General features: G+C 60.6%; 25 protein-coding genes. 12 read left to right on the top strand and 13 right to left on the bottom strand.

The window, feature by feature from the left end:
- Positions 1-4 precede the first annotated feature (4 nt).
- Complete coding sequence (locus MHY08_RS10680) at positions 5-634, bottom strand: DJ-1/PfpI family protein (protein WP_005323840.1); 630 nt, start codon at positions 632-634, stop codon at positions 5-7.
- A gap of 111 nt (positions 635-745) precedes the next feature.
- Here MHY08_RS10680 and MHY08_RS10675 point away from each other — a divergent pair, with 111 nt between their 5' ends.
- Positions 746-1,174 carry an OsmC family protein gene (locus tag MHY08_RS10675; RefSeq protein WP_204609828.1) on the top strand — a complete coding sequence of 143 codons (429 nt, stop codon included), beginning with the start codon at positions 746-748 and terminating at the stop codon, positions 1,172-1,174.
- Positions 1,175-1,287: 113 nt separating this feature from the next.
- Positions 1,288-2,280 (top strand): DUF1906 domain-containing protein, encoded by a 993-nt coding sequence (locus MHY08_RS10670; RefSeq protein ID WP_239236648.1) that lies wholly within the window; start codon positions 1,288-1,290, stop codon positions 2,278-2,280.
- 2 nt (positions 2,281-2,282) lie between these two features.
- Here MHY08_RS10670 and MHY08_RS10665 read toward each other — a convergent pair whose 3' ends face one another.
- The 6 genes from MHY08_RS10665 to MHY08_RS10640 form a co-directional block, all read right to left on the bottom strand.
- Positions 2,283-3,305, bottom strand: coding sequence for a hypothetical protein (locus MHY08_RS10665; protein ID WP_239236646.1), 1,023 nt, complete (start codon positions 3,303-3,305; stop codon positions 2,283-2,285).
- A gap of 39 nt (positions 3,306-3,344) precedes the next feature.
- Positions 3,345-4,952: a cation acetate symporter gene (locus MHY08_RS10660; RefSeq protein ID WP_239236643.1), complete on the bottom strand. Its 1,608-nt coding sequence runs from the start codon at positions 4,950-4,952 to the stop codon at positions 3,345-3,347.
- A complete protein-coding gene (locus MHY08_RS10655) occupies positions 4,952-5,299 on the bottom strand; it encodes a DUF485 domain-containing protein (RefSeq protein WP_005328356.1) in 348 nt (115 codons plus the stop codon). The genes MHY08_RS10660 and MHY08_RS10655 overlap by 1 nt, the downstream gene beginning before the upstream one ends.
- A 290-nt stretch (positions 5,300-5,589) precedes the next feature.
- Positions 5,590-6,453: an aldo/keto reductase gene (locus MHY08_RS10650; protein ID WP_239236641.1), complete on the bottom strand. Its 864-nt coding sequence runs from the start codon at positions 6,451-6,453 to the stop codon at positions 5,590-5,592.
- Positions 6,454-6,522: 69 nt separating this feature from the next.
- Positions 6,523-6,882, bottom strand: a complete 360-nt coding sequence (locus tag MHY08_RS10645; protein WP_005323855.1) for an FKBP-type peptidyl-prolyl cis-trans isomerase — start codon at positions 6,880-6,882, stop codon at positions 6,523-6,525.
- Positions 6,883-7,004: 122 nt separating this feature from the next.
- Complete coding sequence (locus MHY08_RS10640; RefSeq protein WP_204609838.1) at positions 7,005-8,297, bottom strand: citrate synthase; 1,293 nt, start codon at positions 8,295-8,297, stop codon at positions 7,005-7,007.
- Between the two features lie 160 nt (positions 8,298-8,457).
- On the opposite strand from MHY08_RS10640, the gene serC reads away from it, so the two are divergent.
- The 3 genes from serC (at position 8,458) to MHY08_RS10625 (ending at position 11,397) form a co-directional block, all read left to right on the top strand.
- Positions 8,458-9,576, top strand: coding sequence for a phosphoserine transaminase (serC, locus tag MHY08_RS10635; protein WP_239236639.1), 1,119 nt, complete (start codon positions 8,458-8,460; stop codon positions 9,574-9,576).
- 112 nt (positions 9,577-9,688) lie between these two features.
- A complete protein-coding gene (gene sepH, locus MHY08_RS10630; RefSeq protein WP_239194168.1) occupies positions 9,689-10,564 on the top strand; it encodes a septation protein SepH in 876 nt (291 codons plus the stop codon).
- A gap of 2 nt (positions 10,565-10,566) precedes the next feature.
- Positions 10,567-11,397 carry a hypothetical protein gene (locus MHY08_RS10625; protein WP_239236637.1) on the top strand — a complete coding sequence of 277 codons (831 nt, stop codon included), beginning with the start codon at positions 10,567-10,569 and terminating at the stop codon, positions 11,395-11,397.
- On the opposite strand, the gene MHY08_RS10620 is transcribed toward MHY08_RS10625, so the two are convergent.
- The 3 genes from MHY08_RS10620 to MHY08_RS10610 are packed head-to-tail and all read right to left on the bottom strand — an operon-like array spanning position 11,358 to position 14,295.
- Positions 11,358-12,164: an RNA methyltransferase gene (locus MHY08_RS10620; RefSeq protein WP_239236635.1), complete on the bottom strand. Its 807-nt coding sequence runs from the start codon at positions 12,162-12,164 to the stop codon at positions 11,358-11,360. The two genes, MHY08_RS10625 and MHY08_RS10620, sit on opposite strands and share 40 nt — an antisense overlap.
- A gap of 9 nt (positions 12,165-12,173) precedes the next feature.
- Positions 12,174-13,577, bottom strand: coding sequence for an NCS2 family permease (locus tag MHY08_RS10615; protein ID WP_005328366.1), 1,404 nt, complete (start codon positions 13,575-13,577; stop codon positions 12,174-12,176).
- A gap of 49 nt (positions 13,578-13,626) precedes the next feature.
- Positions 13,627-14,295 (bottom strand): DUF3027 domain-containing protein, encoded by a 669-nt coding sequence (locus MHY08_RS10610; RefSeq protein ID WP_239236633.1) that lies wholly within the window; start codon positions 14,293-14,295, stop codon positions 13,627-13,629.
- Between the two features lie 38 nt (positions 14,296-14,333).
- Here MHY08_RS10610 and MHY08_RS10605 point away from each other — a divergent pair, with 38 nt between their 5' ends.
- A complete protein-coding gene (locus MHY08_RS10605; protein ID WP_239236631.1) occupies positions 14,334-15,098 on the top strand; it encodes a glutaminyl-peptide cyclotransferase in 765 nt (254 codons plus the stop codon).
- A gap of 6 nt (positions 15,099-15,104) precedes the next feature.
- A complete protein-coding gene (locus MHY08_RS10600; protein WP_239236629.1) occupies positions 15,105-15,683 on the top strand; it encodes a DUF2771 domain-containing protein in 579 nt (192 codons plus the stop codon).
- On the opposite strand, the gene MHY08_RS10595 is transcribed toward MHY08_RS10600, so the two are convergent.
- Positions 15,680-16,060 (bottom strand): cold-shock protein, encoded by a 381-nt coding sequence (locus MHY08_RS10595; protein ID WP_005323875.1) that lies wholly within the window; start codon positions 16,058-16,060, stop codon positions 15,680-15,682. The two genes, MHY08_RS10600 and MHY08_RS10595, sit on opposite strands and share 4 nt — an antisense overlap.
- A 321-nt stretch (positions 16,061-16,381) precedes the next feature.
- Here MHY08_RS10595 and MHY08_RS10590 point away from each other — a divergent pair, with 321 nt between their 5' ends.
- Positions 16,382-17,011, top strand: coding sequence for a resuscitation-promoting factor Rpf1 domain-containing protein (locus MHY08_RS10590; protein WP_204609855.1), 630 nt, complete (start codon positions 16,382-16,384; stop codon positions 17,009-17,011).
- A gap of 85 nt (positions 17,012-17,096) precedes the next feature.
- Here the strand turns inward: MHY08_RS10590 and MHY08_RS10585 are convergent, their stop codons facing one another.
- Positions 17,097-17,282 (bottom strand): hypothetical protein, encoded by a 186-nt coding sequence (locus tag MHY08_RS10585; RefSeq protein WP_023022020.1) that lies wholly within the window; start codon positions 17,280-17,282, stop codon positions 17,097-17,099.
- 66 nt (positions 17,283-17,348) lie between these two features.
- Between MHY08_RS10585 and MHY08_RS11710 the strand changes: the two genes are divergently transcribed.
- The 3 genes from MHY08_RS11710 to MHY08_RS10570 are packed head-to-tail and all read left to right on the top strand — an operon-like array spanning position 17,349 to position 21,606.
- Complete coding sequence (locus MHY08_RS11710) at positions 17,349-19,364, top strand: helicase-associated domain-containing protein (protein ID WP_301438128.1); 2,016 nt, start codon at positions 17,349-17,351, stop codon at positions 19,362-19,364.
- The gene (locus MHY08_RS10575) at positions 19,361-20,986 is read left to right on the top strand and encodes a DNA repair helicase XPB (protein ID WP_239236626.1); all 1,626 of its coding nucleotides are present in this window, start codon (positions 19,361-19,363) and stop codon (positions 20,984-20,986) included. Before MHY08_RS11710 ends, MHY08_RS10575 begins: the two co-directional genes overlap by 4 nt.
- Positions 20,983-21,606, top strand: coding sequence for a DUF3239 domain-containing protein (locus MHY08_RS10570; protein ID WP_150851107.1), 624 nt, complete (start codon positions 20,983-20,985; stop codon positions 21,604-21,606). The genes MHY08_RS10575 and MHY08_RS10570 overlap by 4 nt, the downstream gene beginning before the upstream one ends.
- Before the next feature lie 247 nt (positions 21,607-21,853).
- Here the strand turns inward: MHY08_RS10570 and MHY08_RS11835 are convergent, their stop codons facing one another.
- Positions 21,854-22,120, bottom strand: coding sequence for a hypothetical protein (locus tag MHY08_RS11835; RefSeq protein WP_301714909.1), 267 nt, complete (start codon positions 22,118-22,120; stop codon positions 21,854-21,856).
- On the opposite strand from MHY08_RS11835, the gene MHY08_RS11830 reads away from it, so the two are divergent.
- Complete coding sequence (locus MHY08_RS11830) at positions 22,109-22,513, top strand: hypothetical protein (RefSeq protein WP_370658801.1); 405 nt, start codon at positions 22,109-22,111, stop codon at positions 22,511-22,513. The genes MHY08_RS11835 and MHY08_RS11830 overlap by 12 nt on opposite strands.
- Positions 22,514-22,742: the final 229 nt, after the last annotated feature.

Here is a 22,742-nt window from a genome sequence, read left to right as displayed (position 1 = left end):
CCAGCTAGTTTGAACAGGCCCACGCCTGAACCTTGTTCATATGTTCAACGAAGGCCGCTTCTGTTCTTTGCTCATGCAATTGAAGCCAAGCATCCACGACATCATCTGGGTAGACGCCCACCCCGCGCAATACCGCCGCGGTGAATGACACTGGAGCCAATCCAGATGCCGTAATCACTCCGCCATCAGAAACTGCGTCTTCTTCTTTGTAGCCGTCGATGTTGGCGTAGTTGATTGAGGCAAGAAAACCTTGCGCGTTTGAAGTGTGTTTACAGTGGTCAAGCACCCCGGCACGAGCAAAGGCCAAAGTTCCACCACAGATTGCCGCCAAGAGCACTCCGTTCTCATTTAAGACCCTGATCGTTTCCAGCAACTGTTCGTGGCCGTTAAAGTATGTATCTGCCCCTGGCACCACGAACGCCGCAATATCAGTCCGATTCTGGATGTCCTGCAAGGTCAGACCTGGAACTACCTCGATTCCACCCTTGGAGCGGACGGCTTCTAGAGATTCGCCAACAAACAAAACCTTGAAGCGATCCGGCACTTGAGCTTCAGCTTCAGCTACTTGAGTTGTGAGGTAGGCATACTCCCAATCAGACATGGTTTCCGTCGCATAAATAGCAATGACCTTCATGGATCTCACAATACGCGGGCCTGCTGAATCACTACTAGACACGCGAAAGTTTCGATCAGCGTGTCTCTTGCCCACTCAAACCGACCTGCTCCCTCGCCTTAAACTGGCCTCATGTCTGAAGTAACGAAGCAATACGCCGTATATCTCACCCGCCTCGATATCGCCGTATACCGAGCTACCAATTCCGCCGGAGCCAGCATTGAGTTTGGCAGTGGCGAGGGGCTTCTCTCCCCTGTTGAGCTTTTGCTAGCTGCCGTCGCGGCGTGTTCGGCGGTGGACGTGGATGTGGTGACATCTCGGCGCGCGGAGCCGGAATCTTTTGATGTGTATGTGGAAGGTGACCGCGTAAGCGAAGATGGAGCAGCGCGTCTGTCGGAGGTGCGAGTGGGCTTCGACCTTTCGTTCCCAGATACGCAAGAGGGTAACCAAGCGCGCAAACTGGTGGACAACCTGATTCGCATCTCCCACGAGAAGGACTGCACGGTATCGCGCACGGTTGAGAATCCCACGCGGGTGAAGTTCAGCAACGACTCGAAATAGTTCCCCGGTGTAAATGCGCGACATGCGGTTTCGCTCCGGGGATGCCCCAAAACCTCCTGCTATGGTGCAATTGTTAACTATTGTGACAAATGTGATTACTGCAGGAGCTCAACATGTCACCGTCTTTCTCCCGTCGCGGTCTTTTTAAGATCGGCGCTCTCGCCCTAACCGCAGGTGCTATCGGCGCTGCCGCACCGAATGCAGCGGCACTCGGACCGGTGCGCGGCACCATCATTGATTTCTCCGCCGGCGTACCTTCCCCGCAGGCAATTAAGAATGCCGGCCACATGGGCGCGATTCGCTACGTCTCCGACAAGCGCCCCGGCGCTGCGTGGATGACCGGCAAGCCGGTAACCCTCAAAGAAACTAAGGCCAATGCAGCAGCAGACCTGCCCACGGCGTCGGTCTACCAATTCGGCCGTGCGGAAACCGCCGATTGGAAGCAGGGCGCAGCTGGTGCAGCAATACACGCACCGAAGGCGATTGCGTTGCACAAGAAGGCAGGCGGCCCCACCAACCGTCCGATTTACATCGCGATCGACGATAACCCCACCCGGGAGCAGTATACCCGCCAAATCCGCCCCTACCTGCAGGCGTTTTCCAAGACGCTAGAGCTGGCCGGTTACCAGACGGGCATCTACGGCAACTACAGCACTATTGAGTGGGCGATCCAGGATGGCATCGGCAAGTACTTCTGGATGCATGACTGGGGTTCCAACGGCAAGATTCACCCGCGCACCACTATCCACCAGCTGCCGCACGGCAAGCAGCAGACCATTGGCGGCGTCATCGTTGACGTCAATGAGGTCTACGCCGAAGACTGGGGCCAGTGGACGCCCGGCGAGTCCGCGGCTCCTGCACCGGCAAAGAAGCCGACCACCAAGAAGCCACAGCCAAAGCCGCAGCCGCAGACCAAGGCCCCGAGCAATGGTTCGTCGGACCTGGTCAATCAGCTGAGCTCGCAACTGCAGAGCACGCACCCGGAGCTACCGGAACTTCCGCAGGTCACCGCCAATGGCGTGACCTTTAATGGCAAGACATTGAGCAACGATCAGATTCGCCAGCTAGCGAAGATCGTCGCAGAGACAGTCTCTAAGGCGCGGTAGTACTACTTCTTAGAGGGCTCGGAGGTTTTCTCCGAGCCCTTCTTTTTATCTGCGGACTTCTTCTTGGACGTGGTGGATTCGCTGGTGGGCTCTTCGGACGAGGACTTATCCTTCTCGCCCTTGTCGGATTTCTCGTCCTTGTCCTTCTTAGTGGAGGAGGTAGTAGAAGTCTCCGAGGTGGAGGTCTCGATCGGTGGGACGTCCTCGCCGTCTTTGTACTTGAGGAAGCGCTCGGTGGCCTTGCCCAGATTCTTACCCGTCACCTCGTCCTTGACGTAGTCGGTGAGGTCATCGGATGAGCCGGTGATAGAGGCGGCCGCGACGAAGTTCTCGCCAAAGGAGACCGAGGAGTTGATGGACTTGTCATTGGACCAGCCCCACTTGCTGCCTACCACGTTAGAAAGCTTGGCGGTGCCGTAATCCTGGCGGTAGCCATCCTCAGAGATGGGATCGGCATGCGCCATGGCTACAAGCACTGGGTGGGTTTCATCGCGGTCGATGAGCTGCGAGATGAAGCTGGCGACGTCATACGTGGAGGTTTGCGAGTAGCCCCACTGCTCGCCGGCCTTGGTGGATTCGAGATTGAATTCATCCGCAATCGTGTCGATGGAATCCGGGTACTTGTCAAAGAGGTCTTCGGCGGACTTATCAGAGGAGCTAGCGATCATATCCAGCGCCTCGTATTTATCCTCGTACTCGCCCTTTTCCATCACGTAGGTGGCGATATAGAGCTTGATGAGGCTTAGCGCCGGGCGGGCTTCGTGCTCCGAGACAGAGCCCATGTGCATGCCATCGTGCAGGCGGATATAGGTAATTGAATGCCCCTCATCGCCCTCGAGGAACTCATTGGTTTCCGGTGGGACGTCGCGGTTGGTGTCTGGTGCGGCCGAGGGGGCGTCGGCAAGCGCGTCGCTTTCGCGCTCGCTATTGCTGCACGCGGTGGTGGTCAAGGCGAGCATGCATACGGCCAAAGCGGCACCAGCCTTAACTGATGCCGCCTTGCGGGTCACGGACGTTCTAAGCACGTCCAACCACATTACCGGGTCTGTGCACTTTTCAAGCAATTAATGCTGCACGGGTGCCTCCACGCCCACGCCAGTAAGCGAGCGAACCTCCATCTCTGCGGAAAGCTCCTCAAAGTTGTCCGGCTTGGTCATAATGGAGACCAAGCCCGGCGAGGAAAGCGGGAAGATGGCCCAGTCCGCACCTGGGAACATGGAGCTCTCAGAACCGGAGACTGCCGGGGAGAAGAAGATAAGCACCAGGCAGGACACCACGCCGGTATACATGGAAGCCACCGCGCCCGCGGTGTTGAAACGGCGCCAGTACAGGGAGTACAGGATGGTCGGCAGGTTGGCGGAGGCCGCCACCGCAAACGCCAGGGAGACCAGGAAGGCCACGTTCTGGGTCATGGCCAGGATGCCCAAGATGATGGAAACGATGCCGAGGACCACCACGGTGGCCTGGGAGACGCGGACCTGCTCGGCCTCGGTGGACTCGCCGTTGCGGATAACCGCGTGGTAGATATCGTGCGCAATGGACGCAGAGGCGGTAATGGCCAGGCCGGCCACCACAGCGAGCACGGTAGCGAAGGCCACGGCGGAAATAATCGCCATGAAGATGGAGCCGCCAATCTCCAATGCGAGTAGCGGCGCCGCGGCATTGGCCCCGCCCGGCGCGGCCAGGATACGGTCCGGCCCCACCAGCGCAGCTGCGCCGTAGCCCAAGACCAGGGTCATGAGGTAGAAGGCACCGATGATGACGATCGCCCAGGTAACAGAGCGGCGCGCCTCGGTGGCGGTGGGCACGGTGTAGAAGCGCATCAGCACGTGCGGCAGGCCACCCACGCCGAGCACCAGGGAAATGCCCAAGGAGATAAAGTCCAGCTTGGTGGCGGTGGTGGCGCCGTACTTCAGGCCAGGGGCCATGATGTCCTTCGCCTCGTAGCCCTTGTCCTTAATCTGCTCAGAGGCGGCGTGCATGTCAATGGCATTATTAAACAGGATGCTAAAGCCGCCGCGCAGGGCAATGAAGACCAAGAAACACATGATGACCACGCCGGCGACCAGAAGCACGGCCTTAATCATCTGCACGTAGGTGGTGCCCTTCATGCCGCCGACCAGGACGTAGACAATCATGAGCACGCCCACAATGCCCACGACGAGGGCCTGCCACTTGAAATCGTGGATATCCAGCAGCACGGCCACCAGCGAGCCGGCGCCGGCCATCTGCGCGATGAGGTAGAAGAGCGTGACGAAGAGGGTGGCGATGGACGCCGCCACGCGCACGGGCTTTTGCTTCAGGCGGAAGGAGAGGACGTCCGCCATGGTGAAGCGGCCGACGTTACGCATAGGCTCGGCGACGAGCATGAGTGCTACCAGCCAGGCAACGAAAAAGCCCACCGAGTACAAGAAGCCGTCGTAGCCGTTGAGCGCCACCGCGCCGACGATGCCTAGGAAGGATGCGGCGGAGAGGTAGTCACCGGAGATCGCCAGGCCGTTCTGGCGTCCGGAAAAGCTGCCGCCACCGGTGTAGAAGTCCGAGGCTTCCTTGGTGGTTTTACCGGCCTGCAGGACCACCGCCATGGTGACGATGAGGAAGATGGCGAAGATGGAAATATTCAGTATGGGGTTGCCGGCGGAAGACTCGGCGGCAAGGGTGGTGGTAGTCATTAGATGCCCTCCAGTTCTTCACGGATGGCGGCCGACTTCGGCTCGATATTCTTATTGGCGTACTTCACGTAAATCCACGTGATGATGAAGGTGGTGAGGAACTGGGCAAGGCCGAAGACTAGGCCGATGTTCCAGCCGCCGCCGAGCTCGGTTGCCATGAAGCCTGGGGCAAACACGGCGGCAAGAACGTAGACCACGTACCACACGAAGAAGGCCACGGTCATAGGGAAGGTAAAACTCCGGTAGGTGCGGCGCAGCTCGCCGAATTTGGCGGAGTCGCGCATCGCGATGAACTCGCTACCGGTGGGTTCACGGCGCGAGACAGGAGTTGCAGCTACGTCACTCATAGAGCATCGTCTCCTTGGGTGAGAGGAACTTAGGTCACACGAGATAGTGTGTCACTGCTCACTATCCACGTTGATCTGTAAGTTACAGAACATTTTCTGCAAGGTTGTAAACTCTGCCAAGAAAACCTTCCACTCCCCCACCCTTTTAACCCCATAGGCTTCGCTGAACTGGAATAACATCTTTAGCAAACTACCCCCGCGGGAAGAATTTTTTACCCCTTGTAAAGATTGTTAACAACCGCTTGGCAAAAGAAAAAGCCCCCGTGAGGGGGCTTAAACTGCGGTTGACGTTACTCTTCGTTGCCTGGGAATTCGCGCGGGTCATTGAACATGCGGCCAAAGCCCTCCTGGCCCTCAAGGGCGTCGATGGCGGATACTTCCTCTGCCGTGAGCTCCAGCTCGGTGGCGGCCAAGTTTTCCTTCAGGCGCTCGGTGCGCGCGGACTTCGGAATGACGGAGATGTCCTTGGACATGAGGTACGACAGTACTACCTGTCCCTCGGTGGCCTCGTGGTCAGCCGCAGCCTGCTCAATCACAGGGTTATTGAGCACAACGCCGCGCGCCAGCGGGGCCCACGCCTCGGTGACGATGTCATTATCGTGATGGAAGGCGCGCAGGCTGGACTGGGTAAAGCCCGGGTGGATCTCCACCTGGTTGAGCACCGGAGAAATACCGGTGGTAGAAATCAGGTCCTTGAGCACGTCTTCGTAGAAATTGGCCACACCGATGGACGCAATCTGACCCATACCCTGCAGGCGGGCGATAGTCTCAAAGGTCTCGTTGTACAGGCCACCCTGCGGCCACGGCCAGTGGATAAGATACAGGTCGAGGTAGTCCAGCTGCAGATCCTTAAGCGACTGCTGGAATGCCTCTTCCACCTTGTGCTCACCCTGGTGGGAGTGCCACACCTTGGAGGTAATAAAGAGCTCATCGCGGGTGACGTCGCCGGCATCCATTGCCTGCTTCAGGGCGGTGCCTACCGCCTCTTCGTTCTTGTAGAGCGTAGCGGTATCGAAGTGGCGGTAGCCCAAATCGATGGCCTCGCGGATGACGCGGATGCATTCCTCGTCATATAGCTTGTACGTACCCAAGCCCAGCTGGGGCATTTCGCGGTCATCATTGAAAGTTACGGTTGGCACAGTCATGCCCTCCATTGTGCCGCAGTTTTTCTGACCGCGCCGAAAACGACGAAACCCCAGGGCGAACCCTGGAGCTAAGCGCTTTTAGTCGGCGCGGATGAGGTCAATAATGAAGACCAAGGTGCGGCCGGACAGCGGGTGCGCACCACCTGCGGGACCGTAGGCCTTTTCCGGCGGAATGATGAGCTTGCGGCGACCGCCCACCTTCATTCCCGGAATGCCCTCTTGCCAGCCGGCGATGAGACCGGTCAGCGGGAACTCGATGGACTGGCCACGGTCCCACGAGGAATCGAATTCTTGGTTGGTCTCGTATTCAGCGCCGACGTAGTGGACCTCCACTACGGCACCAGGCTGCGCCTCAGCACCGTCGCCGACGACGATGTCTTCTACGACAAGGTCGGTCGGCGCTGGGCCAGACTGGGCTTCAATAACAGGCTTATCCATGGGGATTATTCTCCTTGGGAAATCTAGTTTGTTCGTGCGGTCGCATTAAAAACCGAACCGAGCTGCACCTATTATAGGTGCTACCACCCGATTCGGCTTAATTAGGCTGACCGCGGAGCGCTTTAACGCTCGCTACGCGGGGTGACCTTACGCAGGGACTCGCCGGTGTAAATCTGGCGCGGACGGTTGATCTTGGTGTTGATCTCCAGCTGCTCGCGGTACTGTGCAATCCAGCCTGGCAGACGGCCGATAGCGAAGAGGACGGTAAAGAAGTCCGTCGGGAAGCCCATAGCGCGGTAGATCAGGCCGGTGTAGAAGTCCACGTTCGGGTAGAGCTTGCGGGAGACGAAGTAGTCGTCATTCAGCGCAATATCTTCCAGCTTCATGGCCAGATCCAGCATTGGGTCGCCGCCCAGGTGCTCAATGATCTCGTGCGCGGTCTCCTTAACGATGGCCGCGCGTGGGTCGTAGTTCTTGTACACGCGGTGACCAAAGCCCATGAGGCGAACGCCCTTTTCCTTATTCTTCACGCGGTTCATGAAGTCGGTAGCGTCACCATCGTGGTTGTTCTGGATATCTTCCAGCATCTCCAGAACTGCCTGGTTTGCGCCGCCGTGCAGCGGACCGGACAGGGCGTTAATGCCGCCGGCGATGGAGACGAACATATTGGCCTGAGCGGAACCAATCATGCGCACGGTGGAGGTGGAGCAGTTCTGCTCGTGGTCAGCGTGCAGAATGAGCAGCTTATCCAGCGCCTTAGCTACAACCGGGTCCACCTCGTACTCCTCGGTGGGGTAACCGAACATCATGCGCAGGAAGTTCTCGCGGGCGTTCAGGCTATTGTCCGGGTACATATAAGGCTTGCCCTGAGACGCGCGGTAAGCATACGCAGCCAGCATTGGAACCTTAGCCAGCAGGCGGACGGTGGCCTTATCCAGCTGCTCCGGGTCCAGCGGGTTGAGCTGGTCCTGGTAGTACGCGGAAAGAATGTTAAGGGAGGAAGCCAGCACGGCCATTGGGTGCGCGTTGCGCGGGAAGATATTGAACGCGGCCTTGAAGTCCTCATCCAACAGGGTGTGGTGGCGGATTTCGCGGTTAAAGTGGCTGAGCTCTTCCTCGTTTGGCAGATGACCCTTGATCAGCAGATAGGAAACCTCGTTAAAGGAAGCGTTTTCCGCCAGGTCCGCGATATCGTAACCGCGGTGGCGCAGGATGCCCTCTTCACCGTTAATGAAGGTGATCTTGGACTCGGTGGAACCGGTGGAGGTATAACCAGGGTCGAAGGTAACGAGCCCGGTCTCGTTACGGAGCTTGGAAATGTCAAAGCCGGAGTCGCCCTCGGTGGACTGCTTGATGTCCATCTCGTACTCGCCGCCTGGGTACTGGAGCACTACCTTGTTGTCTTCAGAAGCCACGGAAGTTCCTTTCTCTATGTGAAGAGTCACTATTAAGCACTAACTTAAGGAAGCTAGCTTGATACCTCTTCACACTTTAGCAAACTTTGTGACGCCGCCAACAGGATTTGGCCGACTAAAATAACTGCCGTTCGACCGGAACTGTTCTACACTGACTTGCATGAGTACACCCGAACTTACGCTGCCTGCCGACCTCCTGCCTGCCGACGGCCGCTTTGGCTGCGGCCCCTCCAAGGTTCGCCCCGCCCAGCTTGCGGCCATTGACCCCGCGATCATAGGCACCTCTCACCGCCAGCCGGCAGTAAAGAACCTCGTAGGTTCGGTGCGGGAAGGCTTAAGCGATCTCTTCTCCCTACCAGAGGGCTACGAGATTATCCTTTCCCTAGGCGGCGCCACCGCCTTCTGGGATGCTGCCACCTTCGGACTCATCGAGCGCCACTCCGCCCACCTCACCTTTGGTGAGTTTTCCACTAAATTTGCCAAGGCCGCTGCGGGTGCACCCTGGCTCGATGCCCCCTCCATCGTGGAGTCCCCCGCGGGCACCGCGCCCGACCCACGCGAACTTTCTGCAGAGGCGGACGTCGTCGCTTGGGCACACAATGAAACCTCCACCGGCGCGATGGCAGAAGTCACCCGCCCGCACCCCCGCAATGATCAGCAGCTGGTGGTCGTGGACGCCACCTCCGGCGCGGGCGGCCTGCCCGTGCACATATCCGATACGGACGTCTATTACTTCTCGCCGCAAAAGTGCTTTGCTTCCGACGGCGGCCTGTGGCTCGCCGCCATGTCCCCCGCCGCGCTGGAGCGGATTGAGAAAATCAACGCCTCCGAGCGCTATATCCCCAACTTCCTCAACCTGCAGACCGCGGTAGAGAACTCGCGCAAGAACCAGACTTATAACACCCCGGCAATCGCTACCCTGCTCATGCTGAATAACCAGGTCCAGTGGATGAATGCCAACGGCGGCCTCGACGGCATGGTTGAGCGCACTACCGAATCCTCCACCACGCTGTATCGCTGGGCCGAATCCCGCCCGGAGGCCACTCCCTTCGTCGCGGAGCCTGCGTCCCGCTCGCTCGTGGTAGGCACCATCGACTTCGCAGAGTCCGTCGATGCCGCAGCGCTCGCCGCTACCCTGCGCGCCAACGGCATCCTGGACGTGGAGCCGTACCGCAAGCTGGGTCGCAACCAACTGCGCATCGGCATGTTCCCGGCCATCGATCCGGCCGATATCGCCAAGCTGACCCAATGCATCGACTACGTCTTGGATGCGAAATAACGCATCTCACCCAACATGCCCCGCCGCCTCGCAGGCCGCGGGGCATTTTCACGTTATAGTTGAATGCATCACAGATATGTCCGCCGTCGATAGGCAAAAGGAGCGCCCTATTATGCGCGAGCTGTTCCCAGTTGACAGCGAGTCGACCGAAACCTCTTTGGTGCTGCGCACCGAAGACGGCGAAGAGTTTTTCCTCTCCATCACCGATGAGCTGCGCGAGGCCCTGCAGGGCGAGCAGGAGGAAATCCCCGAAGAGGAACAGGCGGCTCCGGCCATCAGCCTGGCCAAGCCCTCCAAACCGGAACCGGTGGAAGAGACGAAGATCCGCCCGGCGGAGATCCAAAACCGCATTCGCGCCGGCGCCTCTGCGGCGGAGCTGGCGGAAGAAATGGGCGTGACCGAATCTCGCATCGAGCCCTTCGCTTACCCGGTCATGCTGGAGCGCAATCGTATCGCGGAGATTGCCAAGCAGGCCCACCCGGTCCGCGAGGATGGGCCGGCCAAGCTCACCTTGTGGGAGGTTCTGGCCACCGCCTTTGCCGCCCGTGGACACTCGCTCTCCGAGTCCACCTGGGACGCCTACCGCCACCAGGGCGAGGCCTGGATCGTGCGCGTGACGTGGAAGGCCGGCCTGTCCGAGAACGAGGCCGAGTGGTACTTCAAGCAGTCCATGTCCTCGCCTGCCACGGTGGAGGCGCGTAACTCAGTGGCCGCGGACCTGACGGACCCGGATTTCGTGCAGCCGGTGCGCTCGCTGACCTCGCTGGGCAGCGGCCGCTATGACGAAGCTATCGATGGCGACCAGCCCAGCAACGTCACGGACCTCACCGCGCCGACCACCCCTCCGGAAGAGCCGGAGGAAGAGGAGTTCTTGCAAAACCCCTCGCCAGAAGAAAAGCCCACCAAGCGCCGCCGCAAGGCCGTCACCCCACATTGGGAGGACGTGCTGCTCGGCGTTCGCTCCAATACCAAGCGCCCTAGGGACTAATCGTGGACATCTCTCACGCAGTACTTACTCTCTGGTACATCTCTCAGCCCAATGCGGAAGAGGTGTTGAAGACCGAGCCCAAGGCGGATCGCGGCTTTGGGCGGAAATTCCTCGCCCAGCTGGATCCGACCTTCCCGGTCACGCCGATTGGGCAATTCCCGCTCAACCGCTCCGCACAAACGGACCCGAACGAGTACTACATCGGCGGCTACCCCGGCATCACCGTGGTGCAAACGGTCTGCGAGGGGGATTCTGTTCTCCTTTCCCAGCTGCCGGAAACGCTCCTCAATGCGGTGCCAGCCCAGCGCGTCATTGCGCTGGCGAGCAACGAGAAAGAAGGCTACGCCGGCTTCGCCCTGTGGGAGGGCGGCGATCTCAAGCGCTGCCTGTGCGCTACCCGCGAGCACCTCTACGAGGACACCGGCCTGCCCGAACCCTTCGAGGCGCCCTACTGGGCAGGCGAAAAGTATGAGCCGCTGGGCGGAATCTCCCTGCCTTTCGAGCCGCAGGGCATCATGGAAGCAGCCCAGGAGTACTGGCTCGACATCGAGGTCGGTCACGATGGCCCGGACCTAGACGTTGTGGGCTACGCGGTCGACGGCCGCCCAGAGCCAAAGATCGACCCGCCGAAGCCCAAGCGCACCGTGGGGGAACTAGCCGCGCAGTCGGCCAATAAGCTGGGCCTGAACGACTATGACGACTACGAGGACCACAGCGCCGAGCCGGAATCCACCGGCGAGGAAATCATCTCCACCGCCAAGCACTTGGGCTCGCTCCTTGGCAATTGGAGCGCTCAGACGTTTAAGTCGCTCAAGGAGCGCTGGCGCTCATAAAAGGAAATGGCGGCGGCGGTCCCCACATTCAGAGAATCGGTACCAGGGGCCATCGGTATGCGTGCGCGTATATCGGTGGCCTTCATTGCATGTTCGGTAAGGCCGGGGCCCTCCGCGCCGACGAGCATCGCCACCTTATCCAGGCCGTGCATGGCCTCGGCCAGGTGCACTGCGTGGGGGTTGGGGGTTAAGGAAATGAGGGTAAAGGAGGCGTCGGCAAGCGCCTGCAAGGAACGCTGCCAGGTAGTAAACCCGCCTTCCAAATGGGCAAAGGGCAAGCGCAGCACGTGCCCCATGGACACGCGCACCGAGCGACGATAGAGCGGATCCGCCGCACCGGAGCCCAGCAGCACCGCATCCACGCCCATGCCCGCGGCATGGCGGAAGATGGCGCCAATATTTTCATGATCGCCCACGCCCTCGAGCACGGCGATAGTCTTGGCGGATTCCACGATCTCGCTCACCTCCGGCTCCGGGGCGCGGTCCGCGGCGGCGACCAGCCCGCGGTGCATATCGAAGCCGGCCACCTCCGCCAGGGTCTCGCGAGAGACCTCGTAGATGGGGCACTCTGGCTCGCCGTACTCCGCGATATAGGCCTCCACCTTTTTGGGAAAGCCCACGAGGCAGCGCATGGGAAACCGGGACTCGGCCAGCCGGGAGACCACCAGCGGGCCCTCAGCAATGACGAGACCCTCGCCGGACTTATCGGATTTGTTGAGGTTCCGAATATCGTCCAGGCGAGGGTCTGCGGGGTCAGTAATCAGCATGCCCTTAGGCTAGCCGATGGCATTGGAAATCGGATCCATGCCAAAGAAAATCACGAAGAGGCCAGCCAAGAGCCACATGATCCAGTGCACGTCCTTGGCCTTGCCGGCGAAGGTGGACATGAGCGCGAAGGAGATGAAGCCCACGCCGATGCCGTTGGCAATGGAATAGGTAAACGGCATGGTCACGATAGTGAGGAAGGCGGGGATGGCGATCTCCATCTTGGTCCAGCGGATCTCGGTCAGCTGCGCGGCCATCATTACGCCGACGATGACCAAAACCGGAGAGGCGGCCTCGATGGGCACGATCTCATAGAGCGGGGTCAAGAACATCGCGGCGAGGAACAGCACGCCGGTCATGAGGTTGGCCAGGCCGGTGCGGGCGCCATCGGCAATGCCGGCGGAGGAATCCGCAAAGACGGTATTGGAAGAAGCAGAGCCCAGGCCGCCGGCCACGGCGCCGAAGCCTTCGACGACGAGGGCCTTTTTCATATCGGGGAGGTTGCCGTCGGCGTCGACAAGCTTGCCCTGCTTGCCCAGGCCGGTCATGGTGCCCATCGCATCAAAGAAGTTGGTCAGCAATAGAGTGAAAATCAGCAGCACCGTAGAGACCACGCCGATCTTGGTAAAGGCGCCCACCAGGTTCACATCGCCCACGATGGACAGATCCGGAATGCCGCCGAGCGCCTCCGGCTTCACGGGCGCGGCCATGCCCCAGTCCTCGGAGCCGGTAAACGCCTGGATAATAAACGCGATGATGGTGGTGAGCACGATGGCGATAAAAAGCCCGCCCGGCACGTTCCGAATGACCATGAAGGAACAGATAATGAGGCCAATGACAAAGACCAGCGCCGGCCAGGTAGAAATCGAACCATTGATGCCCAGGCCCACCGGCACGGTAGTGTGCGCGGCGTCCGGCACGCGGGTGACAAAGCCACCATCCACGAGGCCAATCATGGCGATGAACATGCCGATGCCCACGCCCATCGCCGCCTTCATGGACTGCGGGATGGCGTCAAAGACGGCGGTGCGGAAGCCGGAGATGGCCAGCAGGACGATGATAATGCCCTCGATGACCACCAGGCCCATGGATTCTTGCCAGGTCAGCCCGCTGGTGGCGACCATGCTCACGCCCACGAAGGTATTCATGCCCAGGCCGGCGGCCATGGCGAAGGGATACTTGGCAATCGCGCCGAAGAGGATGGACATGACGCCGGCGACCAGCGCGGTGGCGGCGGCGACCTGTGGCACGCCCAGCGCGTAGCCTTCCGCGTCCTCGGTCGTACCGAGGATGAGCGGGTTCAAGAGGATGATATAGGCCATGGCGAAGAACGAGACCGTTCCCGCGCGTAGCTCGGTTCCAATGGAGGAACCACGTTCAGAGATATGGAAGTAGCGATCGAGAGTGGCTTTCAACGCCTGCGCCTTTCACGTACAGCGAGTCTTACGCCATAAGTGTGCTGCCTTAATCCTCGATTTCAAAATCCTGGAAGATGGGCTTTTCATCATCGAAGGCCACTTCCGGGTTCTTTTCTTCCCGCACGCGCGTCTGCGAATGCGCACCGCAGCCATAGCGCGAGTGCACCACCCGGCCGTCCGCCGAGTACTCATTGGCGCAGACGCCGTAGTTGTCCATCAGCTGCACATAAAACGCACAGGTGCGGCATTGCAGGCGCGCCTTGGCCGCCATATCCGTATTCGGGCCAAATTCGGTGCGCCAGCGCTTCTTGGCATCTTCCAGGCCGGACTTGGAAAGTTTGTCACCGTCTAGCCGTGAATCATCCACGGCCGGTGGCATCAGGTCTCCGGGGCCAAGGTCACCGGGGCGCACGCGGTCCTCATAGGGCACCCATTCCGGCGGCTGCAGGGCCTCCCCGCCCGGCACCAGCGCCACCTCATTGACGGTGACGTAGCGCGATCCCTCCGCGCAGGCGAGCACCGCCTGCCATTCCCAGCCGGGGTAGCCAGGCATTTCTGCTTCAAATCGGTGGGTAGCAACGTTTCGGCCCATCCCGGCGACGCCGATATGCTTGCCGACGCCCCCTTCCCCCACCTCATCCAACGCCTCGCGCGCAATGCGCACGGCGCGGGAATCGATCAACGGATTTGCTTTTCGCTTACTCACGCCCCTCATTATTCATTATGGAGCGCACCCGGTGGTACATATGGTGCATGTCGTTTCTTTCCCGCGCCGCCTGCATTCTCCTCCCCTGCACGCTCGTCGCTTGTTCCTCTACCCCAGCAGAACCCGAAGTAGAACACCTCTCCGTCGAGGTTCTCGGCACCGCTTCCCTGCCGCCCAATTCCTTTACGCAGGGCCTCGAAACCGATCCGGACGGCAACCTGCTCCTGGGCACCGGCCAGTGGGGTGAATCCCGCATAGAGCGCTTCTCCCCCGAATCCGGCGAAACCTTGGCCGAAACGCGCTTGGATAAGCGCTACTTTGGCGAGGGCATCACCCAAGCCGGCGATTCCATCTGGCAGCTGACTTGGAAGTCCGGCCAAGCCCTGAAATACGACCACGACCTGCGCCAGGTAGATACGGCCACCTACTCGGGCGAGGGTTGGGGCCTGTGCAATACCGGCGAGGATCTCCTCATGTCCGATGGCTCCGCGACCCTGCGGCACATGGACCCAGAGACCTTCGCGGAGCGATCCACTACCGACGTCACCTTAGAGGGAAAGCCCCTCGAAGACATCAATGAACTCGAGTGCGTGGGCGATGACGTCTACGCCAATGTGTGGATGGATGACAACATCTACCGCATCGATCCGTCCACCGGCCGCGTAACCGCCGTCATCGCTACCGACGCGATTGATAAGTCCCGCTATACCGACCCCGATGATGTCCTCAACGGCATCGCACACATTAAAGACGATGAGTTCTGGCTTACCGGCAAGCGATGGGAAGAACTCTTCCACGTTCGAGTAAGGTAAAGGCCCATGGCAACCCGTAAGGAAGCAAGGAAAAAGTCGCTGCTGCAGATCTTGGCCCTCATCGTGGTCGTGGCGGTCATCGTCGCCGCCGTAGTGATCTTCCAGAACTGGTGGAACCAGCGCCCGGGTCCCGATCCCCGCGACATCACGGTCACCGCCTCCGTGGGCGACAAGTCCATCGACGTCACCCCGTACATTGCATGCGAGCCCGGCTCCGAGTGCCCGGAAGGCGAGGTTCCGAACCTCACCGTGGGCGATGATGACACCCTCAAGCTCGATATTCCCGAAGAAATCTCCGACCACGAGTGGAAGATTCTTTCCATCTACGATGACCCCGCCGCCAACGATGAAACCGCGCACGGCGCAAACGAGACCACCGAGGTATCGATCCCCGGCTCGGTAGACCCCATCAAGGCCTCTACCGGCAAGCGCCCCCGCCTCAAGGTGGTGGAGATTTCCTCCATGATGATCGGCACCGATGACAACGGCGACGAAACCCCCTTGGCCACCGTGTGGTCGCTGACCACGATGACCGATAAAGAACGAGAAGCCTCCGCGGAGGAATCCACGAAGGCTTCTGATTAGCTATCCAAATCCTTCGCGATTGCGCGGAGGATTTCTGCTACCTGGCGCCCAGTCTTGCGCTCTGGGTAGCGGCCGGAATTGAGCACCGGCTGAATCTGCGACTCCAGCAAGGTCATCACGTCAGAGACCATGCTGCCGAGCTCTTCCGGCTTGCGGGCCGGCGTGCGGCGACGCGGCTTATCCAATACCTTGACCCGCAGCGCCTGCGGACCGCGGCGCCCGGCCGCGAAATCGAAGTCGATGCGCTGGCCGGGGAACAGTTCCTCTACTCCCTTGGGCAGCACGTTGCGGCCAACATAGACGTCTTCATCGCCCGGGTTGCTGACGAAACCGAAACCTTTCTCGGCGTCATACCACTTCACTTTGCCAATAGGCATAGGTACCCACCTCTTCTCTAGGGGAAAATCTTTATTTTAGCCGCCTGGTCAAAACAACAGAAGTTACGCGCACTAGCGCGACACGCCCTCGCTATATGGTACAGATCACATTTTGCCACTCACCTGCAGAAACGTTCTCGCACTCACCACATTCGCCCCATTTCTTTCCCATTTAGTGCCCATAACGTGACACTTTCGTTATAAACCGCTACGCTGTCCCCCAGACACTTAAGAGCCGTTAAGAAAGTTGCCCTCGCCCGCCCTTTCTTTTTGGTACATATTTTTTGCACTTAATGCGGGCACACAGAGAGGACTAACTACATGGGACGCCACTCCGCTAAGAACCGTATGGCCGCTAAGTTCACCGCCGGCACCGTCGCCTTCGGCGCCGCCGCTGCCATCATGGCACCGACCGCTTCCGCTGCCCCAGATTCCGACTGGGACCGTCTGGCACAGTGCGAGGCCGGCGGCAACTGGCACATCAACACCGGCAACGGCTACCACGGCGGACTGCAGTTCAACCCGCAGACCTGGCAGGCCAATGGTGGCGGCCAGTTCGCTGCTACCGCTGACCAGGCTACCCGCGAGCAGCAGATTGTCGTCGCTGAGCGCGTGCTTGCTTCCCAGGGCTGGGGCGCATGGCCGGCTTGCTCCGCTTCCCTTGGCCTGAACTCCGCTCCGACCCAGCGCACCGCTCCGTCCGCTGCCCCTAAGGCTCCGGCCCAGGCACCGGCACCGGTCAAGCAGGCTGCCGCTCAGAAGTCCGATGAGCTGGCTGTTGATGCTCTGTACAACACCATCAAGAACGCCGCTGCCTCCTACGGCCTGGCACTGCCCGCACAGTTCACCGAGCTGTACAAGGCTAACCGCCACGACTTCAACAACTTCTACTCTGCCAACCGCAACGTCATCGACCCGATTGCGCAGATGATTGAGAACATCACCCGCTAAGACATAGCGATAAAGGGCCCATTGCAATAGCAATGGGCCCTTTTTGTATGAAAGAAAAATCCCCGCACCAAGGCGGGGAAATACTCTAGCGATTGATGCGAGTATAAGGGTGAACGTAGTTCAACTTCTCTGCCGGCATCGGCAAGATCAGATCATCGCCGTAGGGGCTGGACGCACCAGCAAAAGGCGCAGAGATTTCCGTGATTGCATGCTCGCGATTTTCGTTCTTCGGCCAAGCCGGGGAAACGTGACCCTTCTTCTCATTCGACATAGCCCTTATTATTTCAAACCTTGCGCAAAAACGTAACTCAAACGATAACTAAACTGGGGTGACATCATGACTCAGTCTTCCCACCTCCCGCATTTCCGCACGTGGCTCGCCTCCCTTGAGGAAGAAGAGCTCGCCACCATCCTCCGCAACCGGCCGGATGTACTCAATCCACTACCCCCGAGCATCGCCGCGCTGGCTACCCGCCTGCTACTGCGCACGTCTATCGCGCGAGCGCTCATGAACTGCACTGCACGGCAGCTTGCGGAAATCGAAGATATCGCGCGCCGCGGAGGGGAACTCGAAGAGGTAGAAGACCTTAATCCAGATATCACCCGTCAGCTCAAGGAACGCGGCCTGGCCTATGGCAACATCCTCATCCCGCCCGAGGTCATGCCTGCCCTTCCCACGGGCTGGTCCCTCCTCGACCAAGTCCAGGTCAGCCCGGAGGACATCGCCGAGCTGCCGGCCGAAGAACGGAAAGTTCTCGAGACCCTATCGCGCTCCAATGGCCTGGGCACCACGCGGGATGCAGCCATCGATGCGGACCCAGCCCGGCCGATTCCGCGGCTCATCGCCAAGCAGCTGCTCCAGCGCGTGGACGCCACCACCGTCCGCCTGCCGCGCGCCGTACATCTTGCGCTCAACGGCAAGCCCACCGCCCCAATCCCAGTAGAGGGAATCACCGAATCCCCCGCCCCAGATCCCAAGGCCGATGATGCCGGTACCGCGGCCGGCCTTTCCGCCGTGCGCGGCATGCAGCGCGTCATTGACGCCCTAGGCGCGCGGCCGATAGAACTGCTCAAGGACAAGACCGTCGGCGTTCGCCAGCTCACCAACCTGAGCAAAACCCTCACCATCGATGAAGGAGAGCTGCGTCGCCTCATTGAGCTCGGCATAAGCGCCCGTCTGCTCAGCCGCGGCGAACCGAAAAACTTCGAGGGCAACTTCCTCGCGCCAACGGAGCTTTCTCAGGACTGGCTCGATGCGGGCCTCGCGGAAAAATGGCAGCTTCTGCTCGAGGCCTGGACTGCCTCCCCATGGACCAAGGAAGGCCGCACGCTAGCGCACACTAATGACCGGCTGCCGGAATTTAGGCAAAAGGTCCTGCAGGTCTACCTGCGCGGCGCGAAGCCCACCTTCGAAGAATCCCTACGCTTCCACTTTCCGCTCTTTGCCACGCACACCTCGGACGAGACCATCGCCGAACTCCGCGCGGAAGCCGAGTGGATCGGCGCCATCGCCCTTGAGCGCCCCACCAGCGTGCTTATCGACGCCCCCGACGCCGCCGCCCGCCTCACCCCCGACACGGTCGATTACTTCCTCATCCAAGCGGATATGACGGTACTGGTTCCCGGCCCGCTCGATCCGGAGACCCACCAGCGGCTCGAAGCAGTCGCCGACCTCGAGTCCCCCGGCCTGGCCAGCGTCTATCGCATCTCGGACGCTTCCCTGCGCCGCGGCCTGGATCGCGGCATGACTGGGGAGGAAATCCAGGCATTCTTCGCCGCCCACGGGGAGGTGCCGCAGACGCTGGAGTTCCACATCGGGGACGTCGCCAAGCGCCATGGCACACTGCGTTCCGGCCCGGCGCTGTCCTACCTGCGCAGCGAGGACCCGGCTCTCCTCCAGATTGCGCTCAAGGCGGCGCCCTTGCGCCTGCTCGCGCCCACCGTCGCGGTGTCCCAATTGCCGGTGCACGACTTGCTAGAGCGCCTGCGCGACCACGGACTCTCTCCCGCGGCCGAGGACGAAAGCGGCGCCAGCCTTACAGTCGCGCCCGAACCGGCTACCCTGCCCACGCCCACCGCCCGCCGAGCCACCGCTTCCCCGAACATTGCGAAGGCGATGCGCACCCTGCGCGACGACGCCGCGCCTTCCACGCCCAGCCTCGACATAGTCCACGCCGCCGCGCGCACTGCCCGGCCGATCACCATCGGTTATGCGGATAAGAACGGCAACGAAAAGAAACGCACCGTCACCCCGCTGACCGTGGCGGGCGGGCAGATCGACGCTCGCGCGGCCGATGGCTCTACCATCCGGTTTCCCTTGCACCGGATCACCTCCGTTACGCTGGAGCCATGAATGGACCATTGATTGTGCAGTCGGATAAGACCGTCCTGCTCGAGGTGGATCACGCCCAGGCCGCCGAGGCCCGCGCCGCGCTCGCTCCCTTTGCGGAGCTCGAGCGAGCCCCCGAGCACGTGCACACCTACCGCATCACCCCGCTCGCGTTGTGGAATGCCCGCGCGGCCGGGCACGACGCCGAGCAGGTCGTCGACGTCCTGGAAAACTACTCCCGCTTTCCAGTCCCCCAAGCCCTGCTTGTCGACGTCGCCGAAACCATGTCCCGCTACGGCCGCGTCCGCCTCCACGCCCACCCGGCCCACGGCCTCATCCTCGAGTCCGATGAGCCGCCCATCCTGGAAGAACTTATCCGCGGCGCTACCGGAAAACTCCTCGGCGCGCGCATCGACGAGAACTCCATCGCCGTCCCGCCCTCCGAGCGCGGCCGCCTCAAGCAGGCCCTTCTCAAGGCAGGCTGGCCGGCCGAGGATCTCGCCGGCTACGTCGATGGTGAATCCCATCCCATCGCCCTCAATCACGACGGCTGGCAGCTGCGTGACTACCAGCAGTACGCCACCGAAGCCTTCTGGTCCGGCGGCTCCGGCGTCGTCGTGCTGCCGTGCGGCGCTGGCAAAACGATCGTCGGCGCGGCTGCGATGGCCAAGGCGGAATCCACCACACTCATCCTGGTTACCAATACCGTCGCCGGCCGCCAATGGCGCGACGAGCTCCTGCGCCGCACCACCCTGACCGAAAACGAAATCGGCGAATACTCCGGCGAAAAGAAGGAAATCAAACCCATCACCATCGCCACCTACCAGGTGGTCACGCGCAAAACTAAGGGCGAATACCGCGCCCTCGAGCTCTTCGATTCCCGCGACTGGGGCCTCATTATCTACGACGAGGTGCACCTCCTTCCCGCCCCGGTATTCCGGATGACGTCGGACCTTCAATCGCGACGTCGGCTAGGGCTTACCGCTACCCTCGTGCGCGAGGACGGCCGCGAGGGCGACGTCTTCTCCCTCATCGGCCCCAAGCGCTACGACGCCCCGTGGAAAGAGCTCGAGATGGCCGGCTATATCGCCACCGCCGAATGCATCGAGGTCCGCGTGGATATGGACGCCGAGGAACGCATGCTGTACGCCACCGCCCAACCTCGCGACCGCTACCGCATCGCCGCCCAAGCCGCCGCCAAACTCCGTGCGGTGGACAAGATCCTGGCCCGGCACCCACAGCAGGCGCTCATCATCGGCGGTTATGTCGACCAGCTCAAAGAGCTCGGCGCGCATCTCGACGCCCCCGTTATCGACGGCTCCACCTCCACCGCCAAGCGCGAGCGCCTCTTCCAACAATTCCGCGACGGCTCACTTCCTGTTCTCGTGGTGTCCAAGGTGGCCAATTTCTCCATCGACCTTCCCGAGGCGGCCCTAGCTATCCAGGTCTCCGGTACCTTTGGCTCCCGCCAAGAAGAGGCCCAACGCCTCGGTCGGCTGCTGCGCCCCAAGGAAGAGGAAGCTCTTTTCTATTCGCTGGTCACCCGCGATAGCCTCGACGCGGACTACGCCGTGCACCGCCAGCGTTTCCTCGCCGAGCAGGGATATGCCTACCGGCTTATCGACGCACTAGACTTGGAACAATGAAAATCTTCAAGTTCGACGTAGACGAGTCCTTTGCCAAGGCCAATAACGAGCTCTTGCGCGATTCCAACCGCCTTCGCATCTCCGGCCTCGTGCTGGGCATCCTGCTCATCATCGGCGGCGCGGCCATCTGGTGGGGATTTTCCTGGGGCATTACCATCGGCCTCGGCATGATCCTTTTCGGAATCATGGTGGCCATCGTCGGCTTCGCCGCCGCCCGTAAAGTCGGCACCGCCCAGCAACTCTATGACTCCTATCCCCTCGCTCCGGCTGTCATCGCTGAGGTTAACGAGCGCGACATGGTCCTGCTCGCCCTGGTCAACACCAACGTGGATCCTTCCCTGCCTCCCCGCTGGGCCGCTTGCCTGCGCACCGTGACCGCTATTCCCGGCACCCAGCGCACCGTAGGCACCAAGGTTCCCGTTGCCGCTGTGTCCGGCCGCGCGGACAACAACCACTGGCAGCAAATCACCCCTATGCCCATTGCTTGGGGCACCCCCGACGCCGAAACCGTCACCATCGCCCGAAAGTCCATCCCCCAGGAAGAATGGCAGCGCCTCGAGCGCGCCCGCAAGCGCCTTTCGGACGTGAAGGCCACGAAGTTCGACCTCCTCGTACTCTAAAGCACCATAAGGCTATTTGGTTCACTACCACGTGCTCATGAGAAATAACCGATGCTCCACTTCCATGAGATCTCACCCATTAGCCTGAATAAAGCCCCATCTCCTGCCAAGGACAGCGCGAACGCGCAATGCACTCGGATACTCGGTTTAGGGCATGCTTTGCAGCTCGGTCGCCCTCGAAAAGGAACCGAGTAAAGCACTGAACATGCAGCCATGCCTGGGCGATCAAACCGCGGAGCTTGGGGTTCTATCTTTTCCCTTCATTACTTTTTGTTCGTTGTTGTTGGTGTGTGAGGTATTGGGCCCAGGTGTGGTTCCAGTGGGTTTGGTGTGTGGCTAATGGTCCCGTGGGGTGGTCTAGTTGGTAGGTGCCATCGCGGTGTAGCCAGGCGATGGTTCCGGTAATGGGGTCGAGGATGTAATGGACTCTGCGGTCGGTTTTGATGTTGTGGTGGTGTTGGCAGAGGTTTACTAAATTATCTGGGCTGGTAGGCCCGCCAAGGTGGTATTCGATGCGGTGGTCAAGTTGGCACCGGGTGGCGGGGACGGTGCAGCCGGGCCAGCGGCAGGTGGCGTCTCTGCCTTGGGTGTAGGCGCGGATGTCGGTGCTGGGGGTATAGGAGTCCGCCTCGTCGGCGTTGAGTCGGCGGATGAAGGTGTTGTCTGTGGGTGCGTGGTTGAGGTTTATCCATCCGGCACCGGGGTGAAAGACGAGGTTGGCTTTTTCGTTGGTGGTAAACGTGTTGATGGCAACGCTGGTGTGGGTGTCTTCGAGTATGAGGTCGATGAGTGCTTGTGCGGCGGTGGTGGTGGTGGCCTGGTTGGTGTAGGCGTCGATGTGGCGGGCGATGATGGTGGCGGTGGTGGGGTTGCCCGCAAATCGTGGACACGTAGTGGAGCTACCTAGTGGTTAGGCAGCTATTTCTTTTCTGCTGGTGGTTAGACCAATGTGGTTCTCGAAGTCGACGGGGCTTACCATACCGAGTGCGGAGTGTCGGCGCCGGCGGTTGTAGACGAGAGTGTCTGATGGTTTGTGTGTGGGAACCGATCCCGCATAAGGAGATAAGCCAGAATGACTACTGTGGCGAGACGAGATCCGGCCGATAAGGCCAAGATTGATGCGATTGAAAAGAAGC

This window comes from Corynebacterium sp. ACRPJ (assembly GCF_022347345.1).
Classification (GTDB): Bacteria; Actinomycetota; Actinomycetes; order Mycobacteriales; family Mycobacteriaceae; genus Corynebacterium; species Corynebacterium tuberculostearicum_D.
The sequence above is the reverse complement of the archived record's forward strand: the minus strand, read 5'-3'. Positions and strand labels throughout refer to the sequence as shown.

What these genes read in the sequence shown, in the direction of transcription:
- MHY08_RS10645 (WP_005323855.1), bottom strand. Translation starts at nt 6,882, where the DNA reads ATGGATAAGCCTGTTATTGAAGCCCAGTCTGGCCCAGCGCCGACCGAC.
- MHY08_RS10650 (WP_239236641.1), bottom strand. Translation starts at nt 6,453, where the DNA reads ATGGAGGGCATGACTGTGCCAACCGTAACTTTCAATGATGACCGCGAA.
- sepH (WP_239194168.1), top strand. Translation starts at nt 9,689, where the DNA reads ATGCGCGAGCTGTTCCCAGTTGACAGCGAGTCGACCGAAACCTCTTTG.
- MHY08_RS10670 (WP_239236648.1), top strand. Translation starts at nt 1,288, where the DNA reads ATGTCACCGTCTTTCTCCCGTCGCGGTCTTTTTAAGATCGGCGCTCTC.
- MHY08_RS10660 (WP_239236643.1), bottom strand. Translation starts at nt 4,952, where the DNA reads ATGACTACCACCACCCTTGCCGCCGAGTCTTCCGCCGGCAACCCCATA.
- MHY08_RS10655 (WP_005328356.1), bottom strand. Translation starts at nt 5,299, where the DNA reads ATGAGTGACGTAGCTGCAACTCCTGTCTCGCGCCGTGAACCCACCGGT.
- MHY08_RS10590 (WP_204609855.1), top strand. Translation starts at nt 16,382, where the DNA reads ATGGGACGCCACTCCGCTAAGAACCGTATGGCCGCTAAGTTCACCGCC.
- MHY08_RS10600 (WP_239236629.1), top strand. Translation starts at nt 15,105, where the DNA reads ATGGCAACCCGTAAGGAAGCAAGGAAAAAGTCGCTGCTGCAGATCTTG.
- MHY08_RS10605 (WP_239236631.1), top strand. Translation starts at nt 14,334, where the DNA reads ATGTCGTTTCTTTCCCGCGCCGCCTGCATTCTCCTCCCCTGCACGCTC.
- MHY08_RS10680 (WP_005323840.1), bottom strand. Translation starts at nt 634, where the DNA reads ATGAAGGTCATTGCTATTTATGCGACGGAAACCATGTCTGATTGGGAG.
- MHY08_RS10570 (WP_150851107.1), top strand. Translation starts at nt 20,983, where the DNA reads ATGAAAATCTTCAAGTTCGACGTAGACGAGTCCTTTGCCAAGGCCAAT.
- MHY08_RS10610 (WP_239236633.1), bottom strand. Translation starts at nt 14,295, where the DNA reads ATGAGGGGCGTGAGTAAGCGAAAAGCAAATCCGTTGATCGATTCCCGC.
- MHY08_RS10620 (WP_239236635.1), bottom strand. Translation starts at nt 12,164, where the DNA reads ATGCTGATTACTGACCCCGCAGACCCTCGCCTGGACGATATTCGGAAC.
- MHY08_RS10675 (WP_204609828.1), top strand. Translation starts at nt 746, where the DNA reads ATGTCTGAAGTAACGAAGCAATACGCCGTATATCTCACCCGCCTCGAT.
- MHY08_RS10575 (WP_239236626.1), top strand. Translation starts at nt 19,361, where the DNA reads ATGAATGGACCATTGATTGTGCAGTCGGATAAGACCGTCCTGCTCGAG.
- MHY08_RS10585 (WP_023022020.1), bottom strand. Translation starts at nt 17,282, where the DNA reads ATGTCGAATGAGAAGAAGGGTCACGTTTCCCCGGCTTGGCCGAAGAAC.
- serC (WP_239236639.1), top strand. Translation starts at nt 8,458, where the DNA reads ATGAGTACACCCGAACTTACGCTGCCTGCCGACCTCCTGCCTGCCGAC.
- MHY08_RS11710 (WP_301438128.1), top strand. Translation starts at nt 17,349, where the DNA reads ATGACTCAGTCTTCCCACCTCCCGCATTTCCGCACGTGGCTCGCCTCC.
- MHY08_RS10595 (WP_005323875.1), bottom strand. Translation starts at nt 16,060, where the DNA reads ATGCCTATTGGCAAAGTGAAGTGGTATGACGCCGAGAAAGGTTTCGGT.